The sequence below is a fragment of the Bradyrhizobium sp. BRP23 genome (genome assembly GCF_020194135.1).
Lineage (GTDB): Bacteria > Pseudomonadota > Alphaproteobacteria > Rhizobiales > Xanthobacteraceae > Bradyrhizobium > Bradyrhizobium yuanmingense.
Genome location: NZ_JADYVW010000007.1, coordinates 210,435 through 235,868 on the forward strand (window position 1 = coordinate 210,435; position 25,434 = coordinate 235,868).

Here is a 25,434-nt window from a genome sequence, read left to right on the forward strand (position 1 = left end):
ACCGCTCATTGGGTTTGCGGCATGACCCAGCTTGAGCCGGATCCCATCGCTGCCATTTTCGCGCGGATCGAGGGCGACGCCTATGCCGAGTTCTTGTCCGACGTCAGCGAAAACGGCGTGCGCGAAGCGGTCGGCGTGTTCAAGAGAAATATCCTCGACGGCCGCAATCGCTGTCGCGCCGCCGTCGAGACCGGCGCCGATTGCCCGACGCGCAACTATTACGGTGACGATCCGCTGGGATACGTCATCAGCCTGAATTTGAAGCGTCGACACCGACAACGATCCGAGATCGAGATGTTGCTCTCTCTCGGAGAGATTTAATCGCGTTAGGGCTTCTTCTCGAATTCGAGCGGGCCCACGTCCCGTTCGGCAGCCCAATTTTCAACCCTCTGGTCTACGTCATCCTCCGCATGAGCTGAATCTGCCACGTCATAGACTGTGAGCACTCCGTCCCACTGCGCCCGCCGAGAGCCAGCGCGCGATGTGTGCGGCGCGGGCAGCCGAACAGTTCAGGCAGCGACAGGGGACGGCCGCGCAGAGCAAGGCGGCGGTGGCACGGTGGGACGGCGAGGTGGAAATCAGACGCCTCCACGCGGATACGTCCCTGTCATATGATGGTAGTGCTGAAATGGTCGAGCAGCTTCGGGCAGGCGCAACGATCACCGCGTTTCCAACTCCTATGGTCGCCACCTGGCGATAGCTTCTTCGTCAGCTTACCGACAGGTAAGTGCTTCAGAGGTTACAACGTATCGTATGGACTAAGTCTACTCAGTCCTGGCAAGGGAGTATGGAATGGATCCTTTTGAGGCAGGACAGATTCTGCGCGCCGATGGGATCTCTTCGAACGAACAAAAGGGGGCAGGAGCGGAGATCCTCCCTGATTCGCTCCAGTATCTCGAGCTCAGCGACAATCAATTGACGAGTCTGCCGGAGGGCTTCCCCGCTATGCTCCATACTTTCGCCGTTAGGGGCAACCAGCTAACCAGCTTACCTGAGGCGCTTCCGCCCGGGCTCGTGCTCCTCCTCGCTAACCATAGCCAGCTAACCAGCCTACCCGAGAACCTACTGACGCATTTGAGCACTGGTGCCGAGTTAGATGTGTCTGGAGATCCGCTGCCGGAGCAGGTGCTGACGAACCTGCATACAGGCTCGATTTCGTGACCACCGCGGTGTACCACCGATTCGGCCCGCCACGCGCGGCGAGCATCAGAACAGCGAGGCAGCCATGGCAAAACCGTTCCCGTCGAAGACCCATATCGGCAACCATATGCTGCATCCGGAAACCCTGATGCTGACCTATGGCTATGATCCGCAATTGTCGGAAGGCGCCATCAAGCCGCCGGTGTTCCTGACCTCGACCTTCGTGTTCAAGACCGCCGAAGACGGCCAGGACTTCTTCGATTACGTCGCCGGCCGGCGTGAGCCGCCAGAAGGCATGGGCGCGGGCCTGGTCTATTCGCGCTTCAACCACCCCAACAGCGAGATCGTCGAGGACAGGCTCGCGGTCTACGAGCGCACCGAGAGCTGTGCGCTGTTCTCCTCGGGCATGGCGGCGATCGCGACCACGATCCTCGCCTTCGTCCGGCCCGGCGACGTCATCCTGCACTCCCAGCCGCTCTATGGCGGCACGGAAACGCTGCTGACGAACACGCTGGCGCGCCTGTCGATCGGCGCGGTCGGCGTTGCCGACGGCATCGATGAGGCCTCCGTCAGGCAGGCCGCGGAGGAGGCGACGGGGAGGGGGCGGGTTTCGATGATCCTGATCGAGACCCCGGCCAATCCGACCAACGGCCTCGTCGACATCGCGATGATCCGCCGCATCGCCGATTCCGTCGGCAAGGCCCAGGGACACACGCCGATCATCGCCTGCGACAACACGCTGCTCGGCCCGGTGTTTCAGCGGCCGATCGAGCACGGCGCGGACCTGTCGCTGTATTCGCTGACGAAGTATGTCGGCGGCCACTCCGACCTGATCGCGGGCGCCGCACTCGGATCGAAGGCGATCATGAAGGGCATCAAGGCGCTGCGCGGCGCCATCGGCACCCAGCTCGATCCGCATTCCTGCTGGATGATCAACCGCTCATTGGAGACGCTGAGCCTGCGCATGGAAAAGGCCGATGCGAATGCGCGCCTGGTCGCGAGCTATCTGCGCGACCACCCCAAGGTCGCCAGGGTTCATTATCTCGGTCATCACGAGCAGGCCTCGCCCTCGGGGCGGGTGTTCGCGAGACAATGCCTGGGCGCGGGATCGACCTTCTCGTTCGACATCGTCGGCGGCAAGGAGGCGGCCGTGAAATTCCTCAATGCGCTGCAGATCCTCAAGCTGGCGGTGAGCCTCGGCGGCACCGAGTCGCTCGCGAGCCTGCCCGCGACCATGACCCATTCCGGCGTTCCCGCCGACATCCGCCAAAAGATCGGCGTGCTCGATTCCACCATCCGGCTGTCGATCGGGATCGAGAACCCGTCGGATCTGATCGCCGACCTCGCCCAGGCCCTGAATGCGGCTTGAGCGGGGGATCAAAGCGGATTGGACGCGCGGCATGCCGACATGATCGCCGCGGCAGCCTCGCTGCTCTGCGCGCCCGAGAGCTGCCGCACGACGCAGATGTAATAGCCCTTGCTGGATGCGTTCAGCAGGGAATCGCCGGCAGGCCCGTCATCTCACTCGGCTTAGAGCCATTTGGAGACGGCGCGACCCGTGGGCCAACGAACGAAACCGACTCCCAATTGTCGCCTGATCCCGTGCCCGACCGCGATCACCGTGCTCCTGCTTTGCATCTGGTTGGAGCAGTTGACCTCGACTCAGTTATGGTCCTCCGCTTCCTTGCAATCACGATGGTTTCGGCCGGCGTTGCCGCCCCCCCTCAGCCTTCGCCGGCTCGAGCGCGATTGGAGCGTCTTTAGCCGCTTCGCGCACCGTGCGCCAGACGTTCTCCGCCGCTAGATCGTGCTTGTCGGCCTCTACAGGGCTTGGTCGGGTTGGCACTAGACCCACCTGCGCCGGTGTGGTGATCGCCCATCGCATCTTGTGGACTTCCCTCTGGCAGTGAACCCCCTTTAAGGACGGGCATTTGCATCGTCCGAATAGGCAGACGGGCTTCCGCTGGCGCGGATGCATGCATGGGAGAGCCACGGCCCGATCTCACTGCCTTGCACAGCGCCTGCTCCGTGCGCTGAGCCGCCGCGGAGTGGCTGGCCTTGAGACTTTAAGCCGCCTGGAAGTGCAATTGTGGAACGGCTGCAACCAGCTTCCTCGTATAGGCTTGCCGAGGCCGTAAAAATACGTCGTCGGCTCCGCCGGCTTCGACGGTCACGCCGTGATTCATGACAAGAACACGGTCGCTCAGGTGGTGCACGACGCCGAGATCATGTGAGATGAATAGATAGCTGACGCGCAAGTGAGACTTGAGATCGCCAAGCAGATCGAGAATTTGCGCCTGGATGGATACATCAAGTGCCGCGACCGGCTCGTCACATACGATGATCTTGGGGCGCGGAGCAATCGCGCGGGCGATCGCAACCCGCTGGCGTTGACCGCCCGACAGTTCGAGTAGCCGCCTGGTTCTGAAGCTTGGTGACAGCCCCACAAGATCGAGCAACTCGCTGACCTCGGATCGTCGACTGGCTCTGTCGAGGGGATCTCCGCGGCGCCTCGCCAAGGCATCATCAATGACGCGCTCGATGCTCCAGCGCGGATCGAATGAACTTAGTGGGTCCTGGTAGATGACCGAGATATCCGATCGCCGCTGGCGGCGCTCTTTCTCAGTCGCTGCAGTCCACGGCGCACCTTCGAGCGTCACCTCTCCCAGGTCTGGCCTTTCGAGCGCGAGCGCCATGCGTGCCACGGTCGTCTTCCCAGACCCTGACTCGCCGACGATACCAAGCGTCTCTCCAGCGCCGAGGCGAAACGAGACATCATTGACAACGGTACGCAGCTTGCCGTCCGGTCCACGAAAGCGCTTGACGAGCCCTTCCGCTTCAAGCAGCGGTCTACTACGCTGTGCGATATCCGATTGGGCCAGCGCTTTGGTCACGTCGCGTTCAGCCGAGATGAAGCGCGGCGCCTTAGAGGACGAAAGACGGCTGCCGCGTGACCGGACGGATGGGATCGCCTTAAGAAGGCTTCTGGTATAATCGTGTCTTGGATTGCCAAAAATCTGTTCTGATGAACCATGCTCGACGATTTCACCGTGTCGCATTACGATGACTTCGTCGGCCATCTGCGATACCACGGCAAGATTGTGGCTGATGAGGATCATGGCCTTCCCGCGTTCGCGGGTCTCGCTGAGCAGATCCAGGATTTGCGCCTGGATCGTAACGTCCAGCGCCGTCGTGGGCTCATCTGCGATCAAGAGAGCTGGATCGAGAGCGATCGCCGTCGCAATCAAGGCTCGTTGTCGTTGTCCGCCTGACAGCTCATGTGGAAGCTGCCGCGCCTTCACCGCCGGCTCGGGCACGCCGACGAGCTTCAGAAGCTCAAGCACCCGTTCTGTCAACTCTGCGCCTGTCCTGATTGCGCGGTGAACAGTCAGGGCTTCACCGATCTCCTTGCCAACCGGTCTTAGCGGATCGAGCGACACCAGTGCGTCCTGTAACACGAAGCCGATACGCTTGCCGCGCAGGGCTCTCCATTCCGTGTCACCCAGGTGACCGATACTCTTCCCTTGAAAAGTCAGGCGGTCAGCTTGGACATGAGAACACGCCCCCGTAAGACCAACCAGCGTCCGGGCCGTAACGCTCTTGCCTGAACCAGATTCACCGACGATCGCAACGCACCGGCCTTCCTCAACCGTAAAAGAGACCCCCTTTACCACAGCTCGCCGCGAATGGGCCGGCCCGAAGGAAACGTTGAGATTTTGTATCGTGAGCAACGGGTCGCTAGCGGGCGGCAGTGTGGCGTCTTGCCGGAAGGAGGCTGCGGGATAGGTCACATTCATGAAAGCTCGATCCTTCCTTCCAAGCGTTGCTGAACGTACTGGCCGATGACAGTCACGGAGAGCGCAAAGGCAGCGATGGCGATACCGGGCATGACCTCGAGCCACCAGGCATAGATCACGTAGTTACGCCCGGCATTGAGCAGCGCGCCCCATTCCGATGAGGGGGGCGCAACTCCCAAGCCTAGAAAGGAAAGACCGGATGCCCAAATGATCGCTTGCCCGACACCGAGCGTGAACATTGTCGCAAGCGGGCTGATTGCGTTGGGGAGAATATGCTTGAACAGGATGCGTCTCGGCGAGTGGCCTAGCGCCTTTGCCGCCTCAACATAACCGGTCGCTTTAACGCTCAGAACCTGCACCCTCACCATCCGCGCATATCCGGGCGATGTTCCAAGGCCGACTGCGATGACCAGCGTCGGGACCGAGGTGCCCAACAACGAAACGAAGAGAAGCGCAAGAAACAGAGTGGGGAGAGCGAACAAGGCGTCGAACAGCCGGCTGAGCACATTGTCGATCCAGCCGCCAGACAGGCCCGCCGTCACGCCGAGTGCAAGCGCGAGGGCAAGGCTGAGCGCAGTCGCACCTAGCCCAATCGAGAGAGACTGACGTGTCCCCGCCACGATGCGGGAATAGAGATCCCGTCCGGACTGGTCCGTCCCCAGCCAATGCGTCAAGGAAGGGGCCTTGAGAGGTGACGTCAGGCTCAGCACTAAAGGATCATGCGTCTGAAGCAGTTTCGGCGCAATCGCCGCGATGAGGAAGAACGCCATAAACAAAGCCGCGACATAGACCCGAACCGGAAACCTACGGGCGCCCGTCAGCACTCTTGCAGTTATGAACGCCTTTGCATGTCCGGCGGAGCTAGTGGCGAAACTCATGCCTCTTTCATCCTGGGATCGACGAGCTGCACCGTGAAATCCACGATCAAGCTGGTAGCGACAAACAGCGCTGCTGAAACCAGAACCACCCCCGAGACGACCGGGACATCCCGTGTCGAGGTTGCTGCAACAAGGACGCCGCCCAGCCCCTGGCGGCCGAAGACCGCTTCGATCAATACCGCGCCGGAGAGCAGCTTCCCTATGATCCAGCCGGAAAGCGTGATCCCCGGCAAGGCAGCATGGCGCAGAGCGTGACGCAAACGGACACTGAAATCTCCCGTGCCGCGCATTCTCGATGATGTGATGAAAGGCTGATCAAGAACCCGTGTGAATTCACTCAGGACCGCTTGACCAAGGAAACCGTAGATTTCCAGGGCCAGGGCCATCGTCGGCAGAACGAGGCCCATGAGCGTGTTGCCGCCGACGACAGGGAACAAGCGAAGCTGGATCGCGAAAACGACCAGCAGGATTGTCCCCAGCCAATAGGGCGGCAGTGTTGCGAGGAAGACCTGAAAGCCGCCTAGCGCCTTGGACCATATGTTGTCACGCCCGGCGAAAAGAACCGTTGTCGTGATCGTGATGATCCAGGCCGTCAACATCGCGGCAAAGGCGAGTGCAATCGTCGGTCCGATCTGGCGCGCAATCAGGTCCGTGACAGGTTGATATTGAACGTAAGACTGCCCAAGATCTCCGTGCATCACGTCCCTTATATACTTTCCGTATTGCGCGATGACGGGTTGATCGAAGCCATATCTGGCGTTGATGGCAAGCAGCTGGTCCCGAGGAATCTCTCCCACGTTTCCGGTATTTGCATTGAAGATGATCTGGGCGCGTTCGCCGGGCATCAGAAACTGCACAAAGAAGGTGAACGTTGCCGCGGCCCAGACCACAATCAGGCCGGACAAGAGCCGCCGCACCAGCCAAAAGCTTCGATTGCCTATCGTCTTCACCGCATTCATTTCTTGCCGGTGAAATATGCGTCCGAGAAAACGGGCTCGCCCACCGACCCGCTGTCGAGCCAGATGTCCTTCACATTATTGGCCAAAGCGAGGGTGACATCCAAAACCGTGTAACTCAGGGACGGCGCGTTCTCGACGATCCGCCGTTCGGCCTGCTGATAAAGCGCGATGCGCTGCTCCTTGTCAGCGGCCTGTTCGGCCTTCTGGATGATGTCCCACAGCGGCAGATCCTGATAGCGGGATGGATTGAAGGGATTGCGCACACCATTCAGGTCCGGCTTGTACGAAATCCGATAGATCTCGGCGCCGGGCGCAACCCAATACAGGGGAACGATCTCATAGTCATTTGGACCAAAATTCTTTCCGGCCCAGAAATCAGCTTGGTTGGTGGGCTGGAGGCGCACGTCGAACCCTGCAGCCTTCGCTTGCTGCTGGATGATCTGCAGGACCTGATCGCCATCCGGAGGCGAAAAGGCGTTGGTGTAGGTGATGCGTATGATCAGCGCTTTGCCGTTCTTAGCTCGGATGCCGTTTGCATCGCGCTCCGTCCAGCCGGCCTCATCGAGCAGCTTGTTCGCCTTCTCGATGTCATAGGAATAGGATTTTGAGAGGTCGCTGACATATTCCGGGGAACTTTGGCTCAAAGCGAAATTGCCCTCATAGGGCAGCGAGCCGAGAAACGCCGCTTGCACGGCAGCACGCCGGTCGGAGGCGTAAGCAAAAGCCTGCCTGACACGCAGGTCGTCGAACGGCGGTCTCTCCGAGTACAATGCAAGCCGAAGCGGCGTTCCGCCCGTGAGGTGACGCACGATCTTGAACCGCGAATTGGCCTCCTGCCAATTGACGGCCGGGATATGATAGACAACGTCGGATTCGCCGGTCAGAAGTGAGCCGTAGCGTATCGTGGGGTCAGCAAGAAAACGCCACTCGATGCCTTCCACATAGGCTGGGCCTTGATGCCTGGCCGTCGCCGGCGCCGAATTATAGTTGGGATTTCGACGGAATATGACGTTCTTGCCGCGATTCCATTTCTCCACGATGAACGGACCTGAACCCACCGGGCTTTCGCAGTTCACGGCCTTGCCGCGCTTCAGCGCCGTCGGCGACAGGATACCTTGCGAGGACTGCGTAAAGACATTCAGCAGCGGCTCGAATGGCGTCTTCAAGGTGATCTTGAGCGTCAGCGGCCCGGTCACCACCGCGGATTCGAAGACGCCCTTGAGATAAGGGCTGGCTGTGGGGTTCTCCAGCTCCGGATTGTCGCTCAGCCATCCATTAATGTTATCGACGACCGCCTGGGCGTCCAGAGGCGTCCCGTCCGTGAATTTGATGTCGGGCTTGATCTGGAAGGTGTAGGTTTTTCGGTCATCCGAAACGCTCCAGGCGGTCGCAAGCCAAGGCAGGATCCTTCCGTCTTCAGCCCTGGCGACCAGATTGTCGCTGAATTGACGCTGCAGGTACCATTGCTGCACCCAGCCACCATAGAGGCACGGCGGTTCCTGGAAGTGACCGTACCGGATGATCCCGCCCGATTGTGGCTTGCCAGCAGAAGCATCTTCCGCCTTCACGGCATCCGCTATGGTAAGGCCAGACATCGCGACGGCGATGATTGCGGCGTGAGACGTCAAACGACGGTTCAGATTTTTGAGAAGAAACGCCGAACGAACGGCAGCCGGCTTAGACATGATAAGCTCCGATTGCGATAAAGGAGAAGCACTCAGGCGGCGGAGACCTGGTCGGTGGGCTCGCCCTGCAGTGGAATGCCGAGGTGCTCGCGCAGCGTTTCGCCTCGATAATCCGAGCGGAACAAGCCGCGCCGCCGGAGAACGGGCACGACATGATCGACGAACGCAGCAGTGCCGTCGGATAGAACATCCGGTATGACGTTGAACCCGTCCACTGCGCCAGCCCGGAACCACTCTTCGAAGGAAGCGGCAATCTGCTCCGGCGATCCAACCAGCACCCGGTGACCGTAAGCAGGCGCCTCGACGATGATCTGGCGGACTGTTTTGCCGGAGCGCACGAGCGCTTCCACAGTGCGATACTGGCCGATGGAAAAAGCCGCGTCCGCATGTCGCGGCAGCCAATTGAGGTCGATTGGTTCGTCGATCTTCAGCCTTTCGGCAGGAATACCGAAACGACTGGCCAGCCCATCAACGGCAACGTCGAAGTTGAGAAGGTCATCAAGTTCCGCCTTGCGCGTGATCGCTTCCTTTTCCGTTCCGCCGACGAACGTGACGACGCCCGGCAGGACGAGGGGCGCCCTTCGTCCATGTTGAGAAGCAAACGACCTGAGGCGATCGGCCTCCCGCAAGGCGATTTCCAAATTGCCTGTCGATGAGAACACGGCATCGGCGCTTCGGGCCGCGAACTGAAGCCCTTGATCCGATCCGCCGGCCTGGAAAATAACCGGCTGCCCCTGCCTTGAGCCCGGATGTGTCAGGGGCCCGCTGATGTCGAAGAACTCGCCGGCATGCCTCGTCGTCCGCAGCCTGCTCGGATCACCAAACCGCCCGGACGCTTGGTCCAGAATAAGGGCGCCTTCTCCCCAGCTATGCCAAAGGGTTCGCACGGCCTCCACGAATTCTTCAGCGCGGCGATAACGGTCATCACGGGATTGCTCGTGGCCGCCGAAGCTCCTCGTCGTATAGACATTGGATGTCGTAACTGCGTTCCAGGCCGCGCGGCCGCCACTGACAACGTCAAGCGACTGGAATCGGCGCGCGAGGTTATAAGGCTCGTTGTACGTGGTGGATGCCGAGCCGATCAGACCGACAAATCTTGTTTCTCGTGCGATGCTGGCAAGCGTAATCGTCGGCTCGATGCCATTGAGGGGTGGGCTTTTGTCGATTGCCGGATTGAGCGCTGGCGTGTCGGCGAGGAAGACCGCGTCGACCTTTCCACGCTCGGCGAGCTTTGCGGCTCGCACGTAATGCTCAATATCGTAGAATGCCCCAGGAGGATTTCCGGGCCACCGCCACGCTGCTGCATGTCCCCCAGCGCCATGCAGGTTCAGGCCAAGGTGAAGCTCACGTCCAAGCGGCGACGTCATCACGCGATATATCCGCCACGGGTAGTGGTAAGCCGGAAGCTCAAAAACGTCATCGCACTCTTCTCAATCTTCGGTAGCCATGAGCGCGTCATGGCGCTTCAACATTGTTGAGGAGCCGACCAGCGTCAACCACGCAGGAAAAATAAGAATGCCTGTTTCAATTCGTGCCGCCGGATAATTGATTTTTGTTGGAAATGCATCACGGCGCGGAACGATAAACTCCGCGACTGACAAACCCCATCTTTCTGGTTTGCAGTCACATCGATGGAGCGATATCGGCGACCAACTCAGAGCCACATACACACATGCGCTGCAAATTTATCGAGGCGTTAGCGACAAGAGCGTCATCTGTACCCTGCGCAAAACGATTGTATCTCAGGCGGATGGCTCCCGGAACAGAAGGGCGCGATCGTGTCGCAATCAGGCTTACGCGTTCTGATGTTTCAGGACTGACGCCGTTCAGAATTGCTGCTCGCCCTCGCCTGGCAAGATGATGGCGCGTCGTGCTCTGAAGTTTCCAGCCGTGGCCACAAGCCGAGCCATCATCGGGGCAAAGAGTTGAAAGGGATCACTGATCGGCTGTCCCGTATCGATCGACCTTGCTCGTTCACGTTTGGGCGGTGCGCCGGAGGCGCATCGCCTTAAGAGAATTGGTACCCGCAGGAGCGTGAGCATAACGACGCCGAAGGCGGCACGCGGGACCAAGTGCAGTCGCGAGACCGGTTAAAAAGGACCCGAGCTCGGGGCAGTGATAGCGACGCCGGAATGCGATGACGGCGGGACCCGAGAGCGAGTGCCTCCGGCGAGCGGCTCAATGCGGATTTGCGTCTCCTTGGTATCAATTTTGCTTTTGTGGTATCGTCTCACTCGTGCGCATGTCTATGCACGGTGTGGGCATGTTCACTGAGAGCCAATTCTTACAGAGGACGACATGGCCAAGAAAGCAAAGAAGGCAAAGAAGACCGCGAAGGCAGCTACCAAGAAGGTGGCAAAGAAGACTTCAAAGAAAAAGAAGTAGTCATATCGGACTGATCTATTGCCGCCTCCGGGTCGAAACCCGGATGAGAAGCGAGACCTCCCAAAGGATATGAAGCGTCCTTTGCAGCCGTTTGGTATCGCGGCAAGCTGAGATAAGGCCGGACCTTTGTGCAGGTGGCTGCTGCATAAAGGTCTGGTTTTTCGTTTCTGCCCCGCGAGGGCGTGATCTGGTCGTGCGCAAGGGATCGAAGCCGCATGGCCGAGACGCTGCGCGGCTCGGTTCACGAGAGCCCGGTGCGGGCGACAGCCGCACGCGCAAAACGACAAGGAGCAACTAACTGAGCTCGGACGTCTGAAGTGTCGGAAAACGGTTTCTCTAGTTCGTTCTTGCCCACCCTAGCACCTCGCCAAGCTGAATATTCCGCCTTCGAAAAACCACGAGATCCCACGATCTCGAATCCCAGTCGTGTGTTAGCGATGGGGAACGTCTGCGGGACTAAACGATTCGTCTCAGCGTGGGAGAACCTTTCAATGCTGATGACCAAGCAGAGACGGCCGGCGATCCGCACCCTGCGCGGTTGGGCGATCAACGTGCTGAACGAAGCCGGCGCCATCCGCGAGTGCGAGGAGCACGGTTGGATGCAGGACCGCGCCGATCCGCATGCACGAGAGCGCGCCTTCGATATCGCCCATCAGGACCCGCCAGCAGACGTATCCCGTGACGCAGCGGAGGCCGCGGTTCGCGACCTGCTGGACTCGATTGGTGATACCTGCCCAGAATGCCCCCCTGACGAGGAGGACCGACGCTAAGCACCGATGCCAATCCGTCTCCTACTCAGCGGCCTAGCCGCCTTTCCACGCGCTTCCGCGTATTGCCGACCTTTTTGACAGCCTTCTTCACCGCCGGCGCCGACTTACCTGTCTTCTTCGCCTCGTACCGCACTTCGTAGTCCTGCCCGCCGGCCACCCGTGCCCGGTCCTGCTTGCGTCCGCGGGACGTCTTCGACTTTTTCGCTGCCGCCATGGATACCTCCTGTTCGTGGCGTCGAGGCAGCGCAACAAGGATTCGCCGGTTCCGGAACGATTCGAACTGTGCCAATTTGAATCGCCTGTAGCGTGGAGTTCTTCAGTGGCGTTTCAGCGTAAAAAGCCGGCGGCTATCGGCGTCAAAACGCCCTTCCCCGGCTTCATCGACCCGGCCTTGGCCACCTCGATCGAGAAGGTGCCGTCCGGAGAGCGCTGGATTCACGAAATCAAGTTCGACGGCTACCGTGTTCAGGTCCATCTGGCCAACGAGACGGCGAAGATCTTCACCCGGCGCGGCCACGATTGGACGCATCGCTTCAAGAAGGTCGCTCATGACGCCTGGCGGATCAAGGCGAACTCGGCGGTGGTGGACGGCGAGATCGTGGTACCGGCCGCCGACGGCACGACTGACTTCTCGGTCCTGCAGAACGAGCTCAAGGGCAAATCGAAGAGCATCGTGCTCGTCGCGTTCGATCTGCTCTATCTGAACGGCCGAGATATCCGGAAGCTACCGCTCTTTCAGCGCAAAGCCGAACTCAAGAAGATCCTAGGCGGCACCGACATCCAGTTCAGCGAAAGCTTCGAGATAGATGGCCGCGAGATGTTCGCGCACGCCTGCAAGCTCGGCCTCGAAGGCGTCGTTTCGAAGGTCCGGGGCAGCGCCTATCCGGCGGGACGCACGAATGATTGGGTCAAAAAGACCTGCGTACAGCGTGAGACGCTGACGATTGCCGGCTTCGCACTCGATGGGACGAAGTGGGACGGAATCTACGTCGGCCGGCGCAGGGGCGACGATCTGGTCTATGCCGGCAAAGTCGACCACGGCTTCGACAAGGTCTCGGCCGCCGATCTGCAGAAGCGGCTTAAACCCCTCATCCGAAAGACCCAGCCTTATACCAAGCGCATTGGTCACAAGGGCATCTGGATCGAACCCAAGCTTCTGGCCGAGATCGAGTATCGCGCGAAGTCGGCCGAGGGAAAGGTTCGCCACCCGTTTTTTAGGGGGCTTCGGGAGGATCTGTAATGGATGCCTTTGACCGCTTCTGGCAGTGGGCGAACAAGCCCGCGGAAAGTCCGCTGACGATTCCGGCCGAGCTGCATCAAGCGGTCATGGAGCTCGCTCCCGAGGACCGAGCGGAACGCACCACGGTGAACCGAGCCGCAGCGCGCTCACCAGACCCCGAACGATGATCGCTTGACGGCAACCCTTTGCCTTCCCTCGGTGCCGCCGAGCAAGAACTGCCAAGAAACTAACTCCGTGCGCGCCGCAGCGCAGCTTCCAATCGCTCCCTCTCCTTATTCCAGCGATCGTCTTCGGTTTGCGATCTCTTCGCGAGAGCCTCAAACCTCGGCCTGGATGGCGGCAGCCCGCTTCGCGTGCTCCTGCTCCGCCTTGTCCAGCGCAGCCTGCGCCTTGTCGACCGCCTGCTGACGGCGCTCACGTTCTCTCTGCCTGGCGGCCTCCTCCCTCGCCCGTTCACTCTCCTGGCGCCTCTCCTCCCGTTCGTAGGCAAGCGCAGCCTTCCGCTCGGCCGTCTTGTCGACGGGACGTGAGGAAGGCTTCTTCGCAATTTGGCCCTTCGATTTGCGCGGGGCGTTCGTCGTTCTTCTGTCCCCGCCGTGATCGGAGGGCAGTTCAGCTTGCTCGCTGAAGGATCGGTTGGATCCGACCGGGCGCCTGAGAACGACGCCCGGCTTCTTCATGGCCGCAGCGATGACGTCCGGATCGTCGCTTTCCTTCGCCGCGCCTTGGTGGAAGAGATTGCTGTCGGCGCCCCAGGCTTCGAGGGCCGCTTTCATGGAGGAGGAAGGCGGCGATCGCCAGATCGAAGAAGCCCAAAGAAGTCTGGTAGGTTTTGAGTTTTCTCGCCATCGGTCCGGTCCGCCCTCCTCAATCGAGCGTCAACGTCACGCATGCCACGGAGCCTGCGGAACAAGACGCGGCCCCGAAGCGTTCCCTAATCCTTGAAGGACGTCCATGCATTTCGCAACGTGCTCTTAAGGATTGGCCTCGAATGAGCCGGACGTCGACCCTGCCCAAGCGCCTGCAGCCGATGCTCGCAACGCTCACCGACGCGCCGTTCGACGATCCCGGCTGGGTTTTCGAGGACAAGTATGACGGCTTCCGGATGATCGCGGAAATCCGGCGAGGCAAGGTTGCGCTCTACAGCCGAAATGGCAAGATCATCAGCCGCAGCTATATCGAGGTCGCCAAAGCACTTGAGGGCGTGAAGGGCGATGCCGTGATCGACGGGGAGCTCGTCGCGATCGGAAAGGACGGCGTCTCGCATTTCCAGTTGCTTCAAAACGCGCTGCGCCATGAGGCGAAGCTCCTGTATTGCGCCTTCGACCTCATGTTCGCAGACGGTGAGGACCTGCGTGCGCTGCCGCTCCTCGAGCGCAAGAAGCGGCTCAAGGCCATCCTTCCGCGCCACAAGCTCGTCGCGTTCAGCAACCACCGCAAAGGCAAGGGAACGAAGTTCTTCGCAGATGCCGAGCGGAGACATCTCGAAGGCATCATGGCCAAGCGCGCCGATAGCCCGTACACGTCCGGACGCCGGACCGCCGACTGGCTGAAGGTGAAGACCGCGCAGCGGCAAGAGGTCGTGATCGCCGGCTTCACGGCGCCGAGGCGAACCCGGCCTTTCTTCGGCGCTCTCGTCCTCGCGGTACGCGAAGGGGATGCATGGCGGTACATAGGCCACGTTGGCACCGGCTTCAGCCACCAAGTTCTCGAAGAGCTTCACGGCAAGCTCATGAAGCTCAAAACCGCCAAGTCACCGTTCCCTGCCAAGGTGAAGGATGAGCAGGTCACGACCTGGGTGCGTCCTGCGTTGGTCGCAGAAGTGAAGTTCGCGGAGTGGACCAGCAACGGCGAGCTGCGCCAGCCGGTCTATCTCGGGCTGCGGTCCGACAAAAACGCGAAGGACGTCGTACGCGAAAAGAGCTGGCCGCGAAAATAGCGCCGCCGAGACGAAGCGTAGACCTGTTCAGCCGGCGTCGCGCTCAGATGCCGAAGGCCATGGCGGCAAGGGCGGCAACCCGAGAGCCTTACGTACCGGTCCGAACGACCGCCGGTGAGCTGCGCATGCGCCAAGCCTGGCGAGCGCTTCATAATGAGCCGGCACCGGGTAGCCCTTGTGATCCGCGAAGCCATAGCCGGGGTGTCGCACGTCGAGCGTCCGCATGACGGCATCGCGCTCGACTTTCGCGAGGATGGAGGCGGCCGCGATGCTGGCGGACTTGGCGTCGCCTTTGATGATTGCCTGCTGAGGGATGTCGATTTCCTTCAGCCGTTTCGCATCGATCAGCAAGTGTTGCGGCGTCAATCCCAGCCCCCGGACCGCACGCTGCATAGCCTGAATGCCCGCCCAATAGATGTTGATCGCGTCGATCTCCTCGACCTCGACGAACGCCACAGACCAACACTCCGCCTTTTCCATGATCTCCTTCGCGAGTTCTTCGCGAGCCGCGGCGTCGAGTTTTTTCGAGTCGTCGATTCCGACTATCCGCGTGCCCGGTTTCAGGATCACGGCGCCAGCAGAGACCGGCCCGGCGAGAGGGCTCATTCCAGCCTCGTCCACGCCTGCCACGGCGTGATGGCCTGTTTCCCACAGAGAGGTCTCGAAGCGGAGCATCTTGCGGAGGCGCTGCCCTTCCGACCTATTTTCGAAGCGGCGTTTATCGATTGAAGCCAGGATGGCACGCGCTCCGGCGCGGGTGTCGGCCCGCAAGATCTGCTCGACGCCGGCCTCGAGCGGTCTTTTCTCGACGACATAGCGCTGACGCAATACATCGAGTGAGTACTGGGACATTAAGGCCTTCGTGAAGATTGACTGTTGGGGAGCATGTCAGTGAACTTTATGGCGATTGTCTGAAGTAGCTATACCGCCTCACCGACCGCGCAACGCCCTCTCAAAAGGAACCCGGCCAGCTCTCCCGCGCGGGTTCGGCCTTCATTTCCTCGCTACATTGTCGCTCGCCGGCTCGGTAGAAGGACCCGTGCTCAGTCGCCGTCCCGAGTAGATCGGGGCCGGCATGGCCGCAAACAAGGTAACGGCGGTACGCTTGGGACTGGGGAGGCAAATCGACAGTCCGGGACTATCAAACGCTGCTCCCATTTGGCGGATTTTTCTTCCCTCAGTCGCTACCTCAAGAGGCGTTTGCTCTTGCCCGTTCGCGCGCCTCGCGCCGACGTTCACGTCTTTCGCGCCGTCGCTTGGCACGATCGGCGGGCTGCCGCAGCGGAGGAACAGGCGCCGGCGAGGTCGCACTCGTCTCCAGAACTGGAGGCGCCTCGGCCCTTTCCAGGGCCGTTGGCCGCGCTTCCATCAATTCGAGCAACGCCCGTCCTTTGGACGTGATCTTCCATCCTCCGCTGATCCGTTCGACCAATCCTTGTGAGAAGATGTCGAGGTCGGGCACTCTGGCCGCGAGGCGCCTGGTCCGGTCCGCCCAGTCGCGGCCACTCGTCGCCAGGATGGCCATATCCCTCTTGAGGTCCTCCATCACGGCAAAGCCGTCCGGATAGGCTACCAAAATCTTCAGGACGGTGACCTGGAAGTTCACGCCGGCCCCCGCGATCAGCGCCACATTGTCGGCGCATGCGAGAGGGCGTCGCGACCAATCTGTTTGAGACCTTCGGGAGAGATCTCGCCTCTCGTCGCAGCCTCTAGGATTTTCGACGCGACGTGGGTACGTGCCCCGATCTCGCGGTGCGAGACGCTTTCACAGACTTCATCGAGAACCGCGCGCAAAAGCGCGGTGGTTGCCGTGTCGAACATAAGCTGCCCCCTAAAGGGAAAATCTAATCCTAGCGCAGTTTCGCCCGCTTGGGGATTCAAGCATGTTAAACTTTGCGGACGGTGCACTGCACCCATAGCTGCGTCTCGGCCCCCAATGGATCGGCTCGCTGGCCGAAGCCCCCAAAACCGAACTGATTAGGCTGAAAGACTACGCTGCCCAAACACTCTCCCCAGCGCAAATCACGCAACTTGATAAACTTCCGCAGTGGCGCGGCCTGCAGCGCGCAAAGTGTCCCCTCTCATTGCAAATCGCGAGGTCGACGGCTCTATGCGCCGTTGGTTCGGCCTCGCGGCTGTCGCCTTTCTGCCGGTCAGCGCGATAGTCTCACGCGACCTCGTCGAGATGGGATTTACCATCCGCCAGGGCCTGCGCGGATGACGAAGGAGTGACCGTCTGGCGTGACTGGTGCTTCACGATAGTCTAGGCCGACTTTCGCTGCGGCTTTGCAGCCGGCTTCTTGGCCGCGCCCTCCTTCGCCGTTTTTTTGCCGGTGATCGGCATCAGCATTTCCTTCTGCCCAGCCGCTGCCTTGCGCGGCTTCTTGGCCCTCTTCTTCGGAGCCTCTGTCGGGCTCGTCGCGTCCCGTCCGATGCTCTTGCGCAGCGCGTCCATCAAGTCCACGACGTTCTCACCTCGAGGACGCTCTTTCGCTCTAATGGGTTTGCCGGCGCGCTTCTGGTTGATCAGATCGATGAGGGCGGTTTCGTACTGGTCTTCGAACTTGTCCGGCTCAAAATGGCCCGCCTTTTGATTGACGATGTGCTTCGCGAGATCAAGCATGTCCTTGGTAACTTTGACATCCTGAATGTCATCGAAATACTCATCCGCGGAACGGACTTCGTAGGGATAGCGCAGCAGCGTGCCCATCAGCCCCTTATCGAGCGGCTCGAGCGCGATGATATGCTCGCGATTGGTCAGCACCACACGGCCGATTGCGACCTTGTTCATCTCGCGGATGGTTTCCCGAATGACGGCGAAGGCATCGTGCCCGACTTTACCGTCAGGACGCAGGTAGTAGGGGCGAATGAGATAGCGCGGATCGATCTCGCTGCGGTCGACGAACTCGTCGATCTCGATGGTGCGCGTCGATTCCAGCGCGACGTTCTCAAGCTCCTCCTTGGTCACCTCGATGAAGGTATCGGTATCAACCTTGTAGCCCTTGACGATGTCCTCGTTGTCGACCTCCTCGCCGGTGTCGGCGTCGACCTTGGCGTACTTGATCCGATGGCCGGTCTTTCGGTTCAGCTGGTTGAATGAGACCTTTTCGGATTCCGACGTGGCTGGATAGAGCGCGACCGGACAAGTGACGAGGGAGAGACGAAGGAAGCCTTTCCAGTTGGCGCGTGGGGCCATCGCGGGGGAACTCCATTATTGATGCCGGATTCAAGACGAACGGCTTGCCTTGGTTCCGACATCCCGATCCGTCCGACAGGCCGATTTTTCTCCCTGGGCCCTTGGACTGACTCGACTTTTGTTCACTTTATGTCCTAATCGAGGAATGACCGACCGACCCGCAAGCTGGCGCATGACCCCAAAGCAGATGGAAAGACTGGCAGCTGACGCGGCGCGGAGGCCTATTCCCCCCGTCGCGGCTCCAGATGCGCCGCTCCCGGCCGAATACTGGGACTCAGTCCTCAAAGACCCTCGCGCCGGCACGACCGAGGCCCACATGCGGCAGCGACGTCTCTCCGAATTTGAGCGCCACGTACTTCGCGTCTCCTGCCGCCGTTGCCAGCGAATCGTGGAAATCCAGACTGTCGATGCAGTGCGATTGTATGGCGGCAACGCGCTCTGGAAGGACGTCGCGCAGCGGTTGCTCGACAACACCTGCCAGCAGCGCACCGGCAGGCATGAAGAAGACGGGTGCTGGCCAGCATTCGAGACGCCGTAGCCGCTCTGCATTTGCCGATCCGATCTTTGCGCCTGGATGTCCGGATGGCCCCGAAGTATCACCCTACGCCCCTGTCGGGCGGCGATCGCAAGGCTCTGGCAAAAGAGCTCGGCAAGGCGCGCGCTATGGCCAACATCCTGGCTACCCAATCGGCGGAGACGCGGGCCAAGGGCGAGGCGATGATCCAGCAAGCCGATAGGCTGCTTTGCGAAAGCTGGAACGAGCGGATGTGGAGTGACGGCGAACCGATCGATCCGTCGCCGACCATCGATCAAGCCGTGAACGGAGGCTTCCCCTGGCTGGAGATCAGATGCGCGCGCTGCAAGACGCCGAGCGACGTGGACCTCGCGGCGATGAAGCACCCGCCGACCACCTTCGTGCACGATCTCGCCAGCCGGCTGCGCTGCCGCAAATGCGCCAAGGTGGGCCGGCGTCCATCCGCGACTCTGCTACAGTTGACGTGGCAGCCGCGCCACCCTCGAACCGAATCCTGACCGATGTGTAATCTTTATTCGATCACGACCAACCAAGCCGCGATCAGCGCGCTGTTTCGTGTCGTGAACCGCTACGTTGGTAATCTGGCGCCGATGCCGGGAGTTTTTCCCGACTACAAGGCGCCGATCGTGCGTAACGGGGCCGAGGGCCGCGAACTCACCACTGCGCGGTGGGGAATGCCGTCGTCGTCAAAAGCGCTGATGGACGCCACGAAGAAGCGAGTCGAGAAACTGCAGGCCAAGGGCAAGGCAGTGGATTTCAAGGAATTGCTCAGAATGGAGCCGGACAGTGGAACGACCAATATCCGTAACGTGACGAGCAAGCACTGGACTCGCTGGCTCGGCGTCGAAAACCGCTGCGTGGTGCCGTTCAACTCGTTCAGCGAGTTCAACAAGGCCGAGGGCGGCGATATCTGGTTCGCGCTCGATGAGAGCCGTCCCCTCGCCTGCTTCGCCGGCATCTGGACCAACTGGACGTCAGTCCGGAAGGTCAAGGAAGGCGAGACCACCAACGACCTCTTCGCGTTCCTCACGACGGAGCCAAACACCGAGGTCGCCGCCATCCATCCGAAGGCGATGCCCGTGATCCTAACGACGCCGGACGAGGTAGAGGCCTGGATGACGGCTCCTCCGGACGAGGCCCTGAAGCTACAGCGGCCACTTCCCGACAGCAATCTTCGGATCGTCGCCCGCGGCCTCAAAGAAGACCCCCTCGGCTTGGCGTCGTGACTGACGAGGCCGACGACCAAACGGCCGCGACCCCGTCCAATCCTTGGCGAATCAGACGATCGCGCGACACTGACATATCCTGCAATTTTTGGGTCGATAACTTCACTTCAGATCATATAGTTATCCTCCGCATACGAATCACGCTGTTGCACTCTGTCCAAAGGATTACGTCGCCATGGCGCGAGGTCCGAAGCTAGGAAAGGCCACGCTCGACGCACGGTTTACGTTTGCCGACACCGCGTTTTCCAGCGGCGTCGATGGCTGGCATTCTCAACTTCGTTTTGCCACCGGCATCGCCGACGGCGAAGACTATCTCCTCCGTCTGTTTAAGAAGACCGGATCTGCGCTCGACGAAGACCTGAAACGACTCATCACGCACGGTCTCAGGCGTGTCCGGCGCGTCCTGTCGTCACGCCGTGCACGACAGCTGTTGGTTGAGGTTCTTGAAATCGTCGAGGACCAGGATGAGATCGGCATCTTAATGGTCGATCCGGGTAGTCCGATCTCCGGGTCGTTGCACAGGGTTCGAGCGCGAGAAGGCCGGCTGCTTACGACGGCCGGTCGCAAGGTGTTTTGGCGCAATATCCTGCGCGTAGCCGAAGGACTCGCGCTTTGTCATGATGCGGGAATTGTGCATGGCGCTATCAGCGAACATGCGATCTTCTCGCATAGCGATGAGAAGGAGGATTTCCGACTCGGCGGCTACGAGGCGTGCGTGCACATCGCCGACGGCGATATGGGCGGCGCGGGACATCTCCTGCGGCCCTCGGGCACCGTATCGTTCCGGCAGGACTGGAGCGATCTGGGGCAGACGGCGTCCCGTATCCTTGGCCTTACCGAGGACGGCGGTGGACCTTCCCTGCTGCCGATCGAACGGCGCATGCTCAATCGCCTTGCCAATCCACCGCACCATCAGCTTTTCGACGGCAATATTGTCCTGAGCGAGCTGACGGAGATCGTGGCCGATCTTGAGCGGTCAGGATCGAGCGCCGAGGGCGAGCTCGTTCTCTATCCCTCGCCTCAAGTCATCCAAAGCGACCTTCCGGCTCTCACGTCGGGCACGATACAGGCAGATGACCGGGATGCAGTCCTCCGGTTTGTCGAAGACGATCTGAGCGGACCAACGGTACGTACTGTTGCTGTGGATCAGGCCTTTGTGCGTGTCATCACTGATCTTGCTGCCTATGGCGTGAAAGTCGTCGATGATTGTGTTGGCATGATCGAGAATGCCAACAAACGGCGGCCTGATGATCACATCTTCGATGCCGTCGAGGTTTCTCACAGGGTATACCTCGCGCGAACCCGGAAGAGCGCTGAAGAACGGGTGCGCAAGCTTGGTCCCGGTGCCAAGCAGTGGATCGACGCCAGTGGCAATAGCCGCGCGGCTCAACGACCCGACGATATTCCGACCTGGTACGCCCTCATCCTCCTCGAAGCCTTTACATGGTTGCGCGAACAGTTTCGCATCTATCCCGTCGAAGTGCTTCATCCGCCATCGGACGGAGATACCGATTTGGCCTGGATCGCATGCCGCGAGGATGACGAGCGCGACATCCGGCGCAAAATGATGGGACTACGTCCGGCATACGACGCCTTGGGCCACGAGTTGAGGTACGACGATGGCAAGCCGAATTGGACGCTGTCTCGCCTTGATGCGCTCGCCGGCGATCGCGAGAGGCTGCCCGAGCTCAGTTATGAAGGAACGGGCGGCATCGTCGAGGGGCGCCTGACTTACACATTCGCGACCAGTGAAGCGGTCGTGCCAGGACAGACTCTCTATCTTCGTCCTCGACGCGATAGCGGATTCGAGCGCGCTATCCGCCGCCGCCTTCAAAATATCGTGGCGGCCCGGACCAATATTGAACTCTTAAGAGCGATCGACGATCCGGCACAGGTCGCGCTGGACGATGCGCTACGCGATATTGCAGCTCCCGGCAGCACGCCGCCAGACGATATGGATGCATCGAAAAAGTCCGCATGGGACGCGATTGTGGCCGGTAGATCCATCAATGTCGTTATCGGCCCCCCTGGCGTCGGCAAGACCTTCCTGATCTCGCATCTCGTCAAGAGTATTTTGGGAAAGACACGGGACGCCAGGCTGCTGGTCTCGGCCCAAAACCACGAAACCTTGATTCAGATGGAGGACGAACTCAAAAAGACTCTGGCGGGCGGTCCGGAGATCGTGGTTCGTGTCGACCGCACACGACCGACCGACGAAGTAACCTCCCTGCGAACGAGCTCCATTGGTCTGCTCCAGTCGGTCTCAGTGGCAGGCCACGCGGCTGAAGCTGCGATGGTCAATCAACGCCACCAAATCAAACAGGCCCTTCGACCCGTGGATCCGTCGGAAACGGTGGTTGCCGACCGCGTGTTTCGCGATACCGAAAATCTGTTGCTACGATCATCCGATGTGACGCTTGCCACGACGTCGTCCCACATTATCGAAGAAATGATAGCCGACGGCGACCAGTTCGACTGGGTCATCGTGGAGGAGGCTGCCCGCGCCAATGGCGCGGAACTGATCGGCGCACTGTTGCTGGGCAACAGGAGGATCGTGGTTGGAGACCATAACCAGCTGTCTCCATTCGATGCCGCGCAGCGGCAAAAGTTCTACGATGCTGAACGCGCGTCGGAGCTGCTGCGAGGCGCGAAAGAGCAGCTTGAAACCATCTCCGATCTGCCGCCAGAAGTGAACGAGGCGCTCGATACTATCAAGTCGAACGAGCTTCTGCTGAAGGAAGTGCTCGCGACAGCAGCGCGTCTTGAAGAGCCCTTCCGATCAATCGCAGAGCGCGAAGAGCAGCGGGAAAAGGACTCGAGACGGCCGAGTACGATCGTCAACACTCTCCTCGAGCAGAGCCGCATGCACCCCGCCATCGGGGACCTTGTCTCGAATACTTTCTACAACAGAAGGCTCGTTCCCTCCGATCGCGTCAAGCGTCGCGCACTGACTGTTACATCGACCGCACCTCACCTCGCCGCGCCGATCGTTCTCCTCGATTTTCCGCCGCTCAGTGTGACGAAACGGCGCAATTTCGAAACGAAAGTGAAGCGATCGTACCGCAACGACCTTGAAGCTCAGCTTTTGATAGCAGCTTTGAAAGGCCTGCAGGCCGTCGTTGGCGGCGATGGCCGCCGGCCCACGCTGGTGATCCTTTCGCCGTATCTGGCGCAGGTTAATTGGTTTAAGCACCTGCTTAACCAACGGATCAAGAAAGACAAGACCTTGTTTGGCTTCGCCAGCCCGCGCAGCAACGGAGAGTTTATCTTTACGAGCGACAGCTTCCAGGGCGGCGAGGCCGACGTCGTCGCCGCCAGCCTCACGCGCAACAATGTCATGGTCGGATCGCGCGCGCTCGGCTTCGTTAAGAGCCCGCAACGCATGAACGTGCTGCTCAGCCGCGCCAAGCAAAAGCTTGTTCTTGCCACAAGCCAAGACTTCATTCGCGACGTGGTGGACGGAATAGATCCCGATGGAAACAAAGATGAGCTCGAGTTCCTTCGCAAGATGCTGAAGGAGTTCGCGACGCTGGCCGGAACTGATTACGACCTCATCAGAAAGGACGGCACCACCGGCAAGGTCAAGGGTGCTTCCATCATCACGGTCGATGAGAACGGGAGATTTCCCGCGTGAAAATCTACCTTCCCGCCTGGCACTATCGTGCGCGTGCCATCGTCCAACGCACCTGGGGATGGAGCCCAATTGAGGAAATGATCTTGCTCGCGCTCGATCGCACCCCGGACACGATCGAGGGTGTTGCTGCGTCGCTCGGAATTCCTGTCCAGGTCGCCGGCTCGACCATCGCGCGGCTGATGCAGTTCGGCCTGGTCGAGATTCGGCTGTCACCTGTTCCCCAACTGGCAACAAGCACTGTCGGTCACGACTTCATCAGGTTGGGGGGCGCTTTGCCAGAGCGAACCGAAGATCGCGAGATTCACATCAGTCTTGTGCTGGAGAAGGTCGGGCACTCCGTCTTTCGCAACCGCGACGTCGAAACCGCCCCGCTCCATCGATTGTCCCATGCGGATCACAAGGTTAACTTTCCTGCGGGGCCCGATGAGACCGATGACACGATGGCAGTTCGCGTCACTCAGTTTGTGACGAACATGCTTCGCCCAGGCGAATGGTTGCGCGGCGTGCAAACCGTCAATTCCGTCCTCGAAAGGAAATACCTCGCCATCGAACTCAATGATGTGAAAAACGGTCTGCTCCCCGAGGGAGCCAGTCAGGACCTAATTGGCGCCCTTCGAGCAACGATCAAAACCGGCATCCTTCCTGAAGCCAGCGATCCACAACCGGACCGGTCACCGACCATCGATACGATGATATCCACCGACGACTTGATCATTGGTGGCAACCAGCATCTGGAGACCTTCGAGCGCATCGTCGGCCAGGCCGAGGAAGACGTCTTTGTACTTTCGACCTTCATCACGCCGCACGAAGGAAAATACACGGAGCGCCACGAACGTGTCCGCATCGCGCTCGAGCGGGCATGTCGACGTGGCGTGCGTTGCCATTTGTTCTATGGCACCGTGCTTGACGCCGAGAGAAAAAATGCAATCGCAATGCAAGAGCTGAACGTCCGGCTCTCCTCGGCGCGCCACGCGCGTGGTTTTGTGCTTGCACACCGCGACTCGGTTCGAAGCCACGTGAAATGTCTCGCCGCAGATGACGGTCATGGAGGCGCTGTCGTCTTGCTCGGCTCCTCCAATTGGCTGTCGTCGCCTTTTTCGGCCGTGGAGCTTTCTGTCGAGCTCACCGAAAATCGGGCTGCAGCGGCCGGCCTGGATCTTCTGCGTTCGATCATCTCGCCTCTTTCGAGCGCAAGTCGTTCGATCGAAACGCTTCAGTTCATGGCATCGGATTTGAGGCGCGCCAGAAGCCCCTTATCACCCACCACCGACACCGGTCACCGTGTACCGGTTCGGATGACTTTCCTGCAGGCTGACGATCACGAGCGATTGCTCCGGCAGGTGGCGCACGAGGCCGATGAACGTTTCGTTTGCTGCAGCAACAAGGTCGGCGCGCCCATGGTGCCTGGGCTCTTCAACCCGGCCGAAATCGCGGGCCGGCGCCTCGACGACGTCCGTGTCTATTTTTCGCGCCCGTCTGGACCCATCAAGCGGCGGCATGTCAGGGCCCACCGCGATCGACTAAACGGCGTCGTCGATTTGATTGCCGTGGAGGATCCGCAAGTCCACGCGAAATTCCTGCTCTGGGGCAATGATGATGTCGTCGTGAGCACGATGAATTGGGGCTCTCAGACCGGTTCGCCCGACAATCCTCTCGACGAGATTGGCCTGCATCTGGAAGGGGAAGGCCTGGCTACTTCCCTCTTGGCGAAATTCGAGGGACAGCTCGGGGACTGATCGACCCATACGACGGGTTATATCAACTTTGTACGCGCAATGATCTGTATCTGGTGCCGAAACAAATTTGAACGCCTTTCGACTGAGCACGGCATCCCTGAGGCTCTCGGCTGCCCGGAAGACTTGGTCTTGCGCGACGTGATGTGCGTAAACTGCAACAACGCTTTGGGGACGCTGGATCAGGCCCTATTAAAGCAGTTCGAGGTGGTGACTGTCGTCTATGGTGTGCCCCGAAAGGGCGGGCGTAGACCTACAATTGACAGCTGGCGCGCCATCAGCAGCAAACACTCGGCGACTGGACAGATATTTTTCTC

23 protein-coding genes and 2 pseudogenes are annotated in these 25,434 nt (G+C 60.2%); 13 read left to right on the plus strand and 12 right to left on the minus strand.

Annotated elements, in window-relative coordinates; translation table 11 throughout:
* Nucleotides 1-21 precede the first annotated feature (21 nt).
* The 4 genes and pseudogenes from I6F24_RS20835 to I6F24_RS20850 form a co-directional block, all read left to right on the plus strand.
* Nucleotides 22-321 carry a hypothetical protein gene (locus tag I6F24_RS20835; protein WP_225128638.1) on the plus strand — a complete coding sequence of 100 codons (300 nt, stop codon included), beginning with the start codon at nucleotides 22-24 and terminating at the stop codon, nucleotides 319-321.
* A gap of 471 nt (nucleotides 322-792) precedes the next feature.
* A complete protein-coding gene (locus I6F24_RS20840; protein ID WP_225128641.1) occupies nucleotides 793-1,161 on the plus strand; it encodes a hypothetical protein in 369 nt (122 codons plus the stop codon).
* Nucleotides 1,162-1,225: 64 nt separating this feature from the next.
* Nucleotides 1,226-2,509, plus strand: coding sequence for a cystathionine gamma-synthase family protein (locus I6F24_RS20845; RefSeq protein ID WP_225128643.1), 1,284 nt, complete (start codon nucleotides 1,226-1,228; stop codon nucleotides 2,507-2,509).
* Nucleotides 2,510-2,734: 225 nt separating this feature from the next.
* Nucleotides 2,735-2,944, plus strand: a pseudogene (locus I6F24_RS20850) (nickel/cobalt efflux protein RcnA); the annotation flags it as partial.
* Nucleotides 2,945-3,206: 262 nt separating this feature from the next.
* On the opposite strand, the gene I6F24_RS20855 reads toward I6F24_RS20850, so the two are convergent.
* The 6 genes from I6F24_RS20855 to I6F24_RS20880 all read right to left on the minus strand — a co-directional run bounded on the left by I6F24_RS20855 (nucleotide 3,207) and on the right by I6F24_RS20880 (nucleotide 10,060).
* The gene (locus I6F24_RS20855) at nucleotides 3,207-4,937 is read right to left on the minus strand and encodes an ABC transporter ATP-binding protein (protein ID WP_225128644.1); all 1,731 of its coding nucleotides are present in this window, start codon (nucleotides 4,935-4,937) and stop codon (nucleotides 3,207-3,209) included.
* The gene (locus I6F24_RS20860) at nucleotides 4,934-5,815 is read right to left on the minus strand and encodes an ABC transporter permease (protein WP_225128645.1); all 882 of its coding nucleotides are present in this window, start codon (nucleotides 5,813-5,815) and stop codon (nucleotides 4,934-4,936) included. The genes I6F24_RS20855 and I6F24_RS20860 overlap by 4 nt, the downstream gene beginning before the upstream one ends.
* Nucleotides 5,812-6,774 carry an ABC transporter permease gene (locus I6F24_RS20865; RefSeq protein WP_225128646.1) on the minus strand — a complete coding sequence of 321 codons (963 nt, stop codon included), beginning with the start codon at nucleotides 6,772-6,774 and terminating at the stop codon, nucleotides 5,812-5,814. The genes I6F24_RS20860 and I6F24_RS20865 overlap by 4 nt, the downstream gene beginning before the upstream one ends.
* Nucleotides 6,771-8,459, minus strand: coding sequence for an ABC transporter substrate-binding protein (locus I6F24_RS20870; protein WP_225128647.1), 1,689 nt, complete (start codon nucleotides 8,457-8,459; stop codon nucleotides 6,771-6,773). Before I6F24_RS20870 ends, I6F24_RS20865 begins: the two co-directional genes overlap by 4 nt.
* A 32-nt stretch (nucleotides 8,460-8,491) precedes the next feature.
* A complete protein-coding gene (locus I6F24_RS20875; RefSeq protein ID WP_225128648.1) occupies nucleotides 8,492-9,826 on the minus strand; it encodes an NtaA/DmoA family FMN-dependent monooxygenase in 1,335 nt (444 codons plus the stop codon).
* 63 nt (nucleotides 9,827-9,889) lie between these two features.
* On the minus strand, nucleotides 9,890-10,060 hold the full coding sequence (locus tag I6F24_RS20880; RefSeq protein ID WP_225128649.1) for a hypothetical protein: 171 nt from the start codon (nucleotides 10,058-10,060) through the stop codon (nucleotides 9,890-9,892).
* A gap of 1,275 nt (nucleotides 10,061-11,335) precedes the next feature.
* Here I6F24_RS20880 and I6F24_RS20885 point away from each other — a divergent pair.
* A complete protein-coding gene (locus I6F24_RS20885; protein ID WP_225128650.1) occupies nucleotides 11,336-11,614 on the plus strand; it encodes a hypothetical protein in 279 nt (92 codons plus the stop codon).
* Nucleotides 11,615-11,639: 25 nt separating this feature from the next.
* Here the strand turns inward: I6F24_RS20885 and I6F24_RS20890 are convergent, their stop codons facing one another.
* Nucleotides 11,640-11,828, minus strand: a complete 189-nt coding sequence (locus I6F24_RS20890; RefSeq protein ID WP_225128651.1) for a DUF3606 domain-containing protein — start codon at nucleotides 11,826-11,828, stop codon at nucleotides 11,640-11,642.
* 105 nt (nucleotides 11,829-11,933) lie between these two features.
* Here I6F24_RS20890 and ligD (I6F24_RS20895) point away from each other — a divergent pair, with 105 nt between their 5' ends.
* Both ligD (I6F24_RS20895) and I6F24_RS20900 read left to right on the plus strand, forming a co-directional pair.
* Complete coding sequence (gene ligD / locus I6F24_RS20895) at nucleotides 11,934-12,854, plus strand: non-homologous end-joining DNA ligase (RefSeq protein ID WP_225128793.1); 921 nt, start codon at nucleotides 11,934-11,936, stop codon at nucleotides 12,852-12,854.
* Nucleotides 12,854-13,021 (plus strand): hypothetical protein, encoded by a 168-nt coding sequence (locus tag I6F24_RS20900; RefSeq protein ID WP_225128652.1) that lies wholly within the window; start codon nucleotides 12,854-12,856, stop codon nucleotides 13,019-13,021. The genes ligD (I6F24_RS20895) and I6F24_RS20900 overlap by 1 nt, the downstream gene beginning before the upstream one ends.
* 59 nt (nucleotides 13,022-13,080) lie before the next feature.
* Here I6F24_RS20900 and I6F24_RS20905 read toward each other — a convergent pair.
* Nucleotides 13,081-13,703: pseudogene (locus I6F24_RS20905) on the minus strand (cell envelope biogenesis protein TolA).
* Nucleotides 13,704-13,845: 142 nt separating this feature from the next.
* On the opposite strand from I6F24_RS20905, the gene ligD (I6F24_RS20910) reads away from it, so the two are divergent.
* Nucleotides 13,846-14,793: a non-homologous end-joining DNA ligase gene (gene ligD, locus I6F24_RS20910; RefSeq protein WP_225128795.1), complete on the plus strand. Its 948-nt coding sequence runs from the start codon at nucleotides 13,846-13,848 to the stop codon at nucleotides 14,791-14,793.
* A gap of 27 nt (nucleotides 14,794-14,820) precedes the next feature.
* Here ligD (I6F24_RS20910) and I6F24_RS20915 read toward each other — a convergent pair whose 3' ends face one another.
* The 4 genes from I6F24_RS20915 to I6F24_RS20930 all read right to left on the minus strand — a co-directional run bounded on the left by I6F24_RS20915 (nucleotide 14,821) and on the right by I6F24_RS20930 (nucleotide 17,989).
* Nucleotides 14,821-15,645, minus strand: a complete 825-nt coding sequence (locus tag I6F24_RS20915) for a ribonuclease HII (protein WP_225128654.1) — start codon at nucleotides 15,643-15,645, stop codon at nucleotides 14,821-14,823.
* A gap of 337 nt (nucleotides 15,646-15,982) precedes the next feature.
* A complete protein-coding gene (locus I6F24_RS20920) occupies nucleotides 15,983-16,399 on the minus strand; it encodes a hypothetical protein (protein ID WP_225128655.1) in 417 nt (138 codons plus the stop codon).
* A gap of 14 nt (nucleotides 16,400-16,413) precedes the next feature.
* Nucleotides 16,414-16,614 carry a hypothetical protein gene (locus I6F24_RS20925; protein WP_092220504.1) on the minus strand — a complete coding sequence of 67 codons (201 nt, stop codon included), beginning with the start codon at nucleotides 16,612-16,614 and terminating at the stop codon, nucleotides 16,414-16,416.
* 442 nt (nucleotides 16,615-17,056) lie between these two features.
* The gene (locus tag I6F24_RS20930; protein WP_225128656.1) at nucleotides 17,057-17,989 is read right to left on the minus strand and encodes a Ku protein; all 933 of its coding nucleotides are present in this window, start codon (nucleotides 17,987-17,989) and stop codon (nucleotides 17,057-17,059) included.
* 145 nt (nucleotides 17,990-18,134) lie between these two features.
* Here I6F24_RS20930 and I6F24_RS20935 point away from each other — a divergent pair, with 145 nt between their 5' ends.
* The 5 genes from I6F24_RS20935 (at nucleotide 18,135) to I6F24_RS20955 (ending at nucleotide 25,120) form a co-directional block, all read left to right on the plus strand.
* A complete protein-coding gene (locus I6F24_RS20935) occupies nucleotides 18,135-18,527 on the plus strand; it encodes a hypothetical protein (protein ID WP_225128657.1) in 393 nt (130 codons plus the stop codon).
* 44 nt (nucleotides 18,528-18,571) lie between these two features.
* Entirely contained in the window at nucleotides 18,572-19,021 is a 450-nt protein-coding gene (locus tag I6F24_RS20940) for a hypothetical protein (protein ID WP_225128797.1), read from the plus strand.
* A 3-nt stretch (nucleotides 19,022-19,024) separates the two neighbouring features.
* Entirely contained in the window at nucleotides 19,025-19,750 is a 726-nt protein-coding gene (locus tag I6F24_RS20945; RefSeq protein WP_225128658.1) for an SOS response-associated peptidase, read from the plus strand.
* Nucleotides 19,751-19,925: 175 nt separating this feature from the next.
* Entirely contained in the window at nucleotides 19,926-23,384 is a 3,459-nt protein-coding gene (locus I6F24_RS20950) for an AAA domain-containing protein (RefSeq protein WP_225128659.1), read from the plus strand.
* The gene (locus I6F24_RS20955) at nucleotides 23,381-25,120 is read left to right on the plus strand and encodes a hypothetical protein (protein WP_225128660.1); all 1,740 of its coding nucleotides are present in this window, start codon (nucleotides 23,381-23,383) and stop codon (nucleotides 25,118-25,120) included. Before I6F24_RS20950 ends, I6F24_RS20955 begins: the two co-directional genes overlap by 4 nt.
* The last annotated feature ends 314 nt before the right edge of the window (nucleotides 25,121-25,434 follow it).

What these genes read in the sequence shown, in the direction of transcription:
- I6F24_RS20875 (WP_225128648.1), bottom strand. Translation starts at nt 9,826, where the DNA reads ATGACGTCGCCGCTTGGACGTGAGCTTCACCTTGGCCTGAACCTGCAT.
- I6F24_RS20855 (WP_225128644.1), bottom strand. Translation starts at nt 4,937, where the DNA reads ATGAATGTGACCTATCCCGCAGCCTCCTTCCGGCAAGACGCCACACTG.
- I6F24_RS20885 (WP_225128650.1), top strand. Translation starts at nt 11,336, where the DNA reads ATGCTGATGACCAAGCAGAGACGGCCGGCGATCCGCACCCTGCGCGGT.
- I6F24_RS20865 (WP_225128646.1), bottom strand. Translation starts at nt 6,774, where the DNA reads ATGAATGCGGTGAAGACGATAGGCAATCGAAGCTTTTGGCTGGTGCGG.
- I6F24_RS20940 (WP_225128797.1), top strand. Translation starts at nt 18,572, where the DNA reads ATGGCCCCGAAGTATCACCCTACGCCCCTGTCGGGCGGCGATCGCAAG.
- ligD (WP_225128795.1), top strand. Translation starts at nt 13,846, where the DNA reads ATGAGCCGGACGTCGACCCTGCCCAAGCGCCTGCAGCCGATGCTCGCA.
- I6F24_RS20930 (WP_225128656.1), bottom strand. Translation starts at nt 17,989, where the DNA reads ATGGCCCCACGCGCCAACTGGAAAGGCTTCCTTCGTCTCTCCCTCGTC.
- I6F24_RS20860 (WP_225128645.1), bottom strand. Translation starts at nt 5,815, where the DNA reads ATGAGTTTCGCCACTAGCTCCGCCGGACATGCAAAGGCGTTCATAACT.
- I6F24_RS20900 (WP_225128652.1), top strand. Translation starts at nt 12,854, where the DNA reads ATGGATGCCTTTGACCGCTTCTGGCAGTGGGCGAACAAGCCCGCGGAA.
- I6F24_RS20870 (WP_225128647.1), bottom strand. Translation starts at nt 8,459, where the DNA reads ATGTCTAAGCCGGCTGCCGTTCGTTCGGCGTTTCTTCTCAAAAATCTG.
- I6F24_RS20890 (WP_225128651.1), bottom strand. Translation starts at nt 11,828, where the DNA reads ATGGCGGCAGCGAAAAAGTCGAAGACGTCCCGCGGACGCAAGCAGGAC.
- I6F24_RS20840 (WP_225128641.1), top strand. Translation starts at nt 793, where the DNA reads ATGGATCCTTTTGAGGCAGGACAGATTCTGCGCGCCGATGGGATCTCT.
- I6F24_RS20950 (WP_225128659.1), top strand. Translation starts at nt 19,926, where the DNA reads ATGGCGCGAGGTCCGAAGCTAGGAAAGGCCACGCTCGACGCACGGTTT.
- I6F24_RS20845 (WP_225128643.1), top strand. Translation starts at nt 1,226, where the DNA reads ATGGCAAAACCGTTCCCGTCGAAGACCCATATCGGCAACCATATGCTG.
- I6F24_RS20945 (WP_225128658.1), top strand. Translation starts at nt 19,025, where the DNA reads ATGTGTAATCTTTATTCGATCACGACCAACCAAGCCGCGATCAGCGCG.
- I6F24_RS20935 (WP_225128657.1), top strand. Translation starts at nt 18,135, where the DNA reads ATGACCGACCGACCCGCAAGCTGGCGCATGACCCCAAAGCAGATGGAA.
- I6F24_RS20835 (WP_225128638.1), top strand. Translation starts at nt 22, where the DNA reads ATGACCCAGCTTGAGCCGGATCCCATCGCTGCCATTTTCGCGCGGATC.
- I6F24_RS20925 (WP_092220504.1), bottom strand. Translation starts at nt 16,614, where the DNA reads ATGTTCGACACGGCAACCACCGCGCTTTTGCGCGCGGTTCTCGATGAA.
- I6F24_RS20915 (WP_225128654.1), bottom strand. Translation starts at nt 15,645, where the DNA reads ATGTCCCAGTACTCACTCGATGTATTGCGTCAGCGCTATGTCGTCGAG.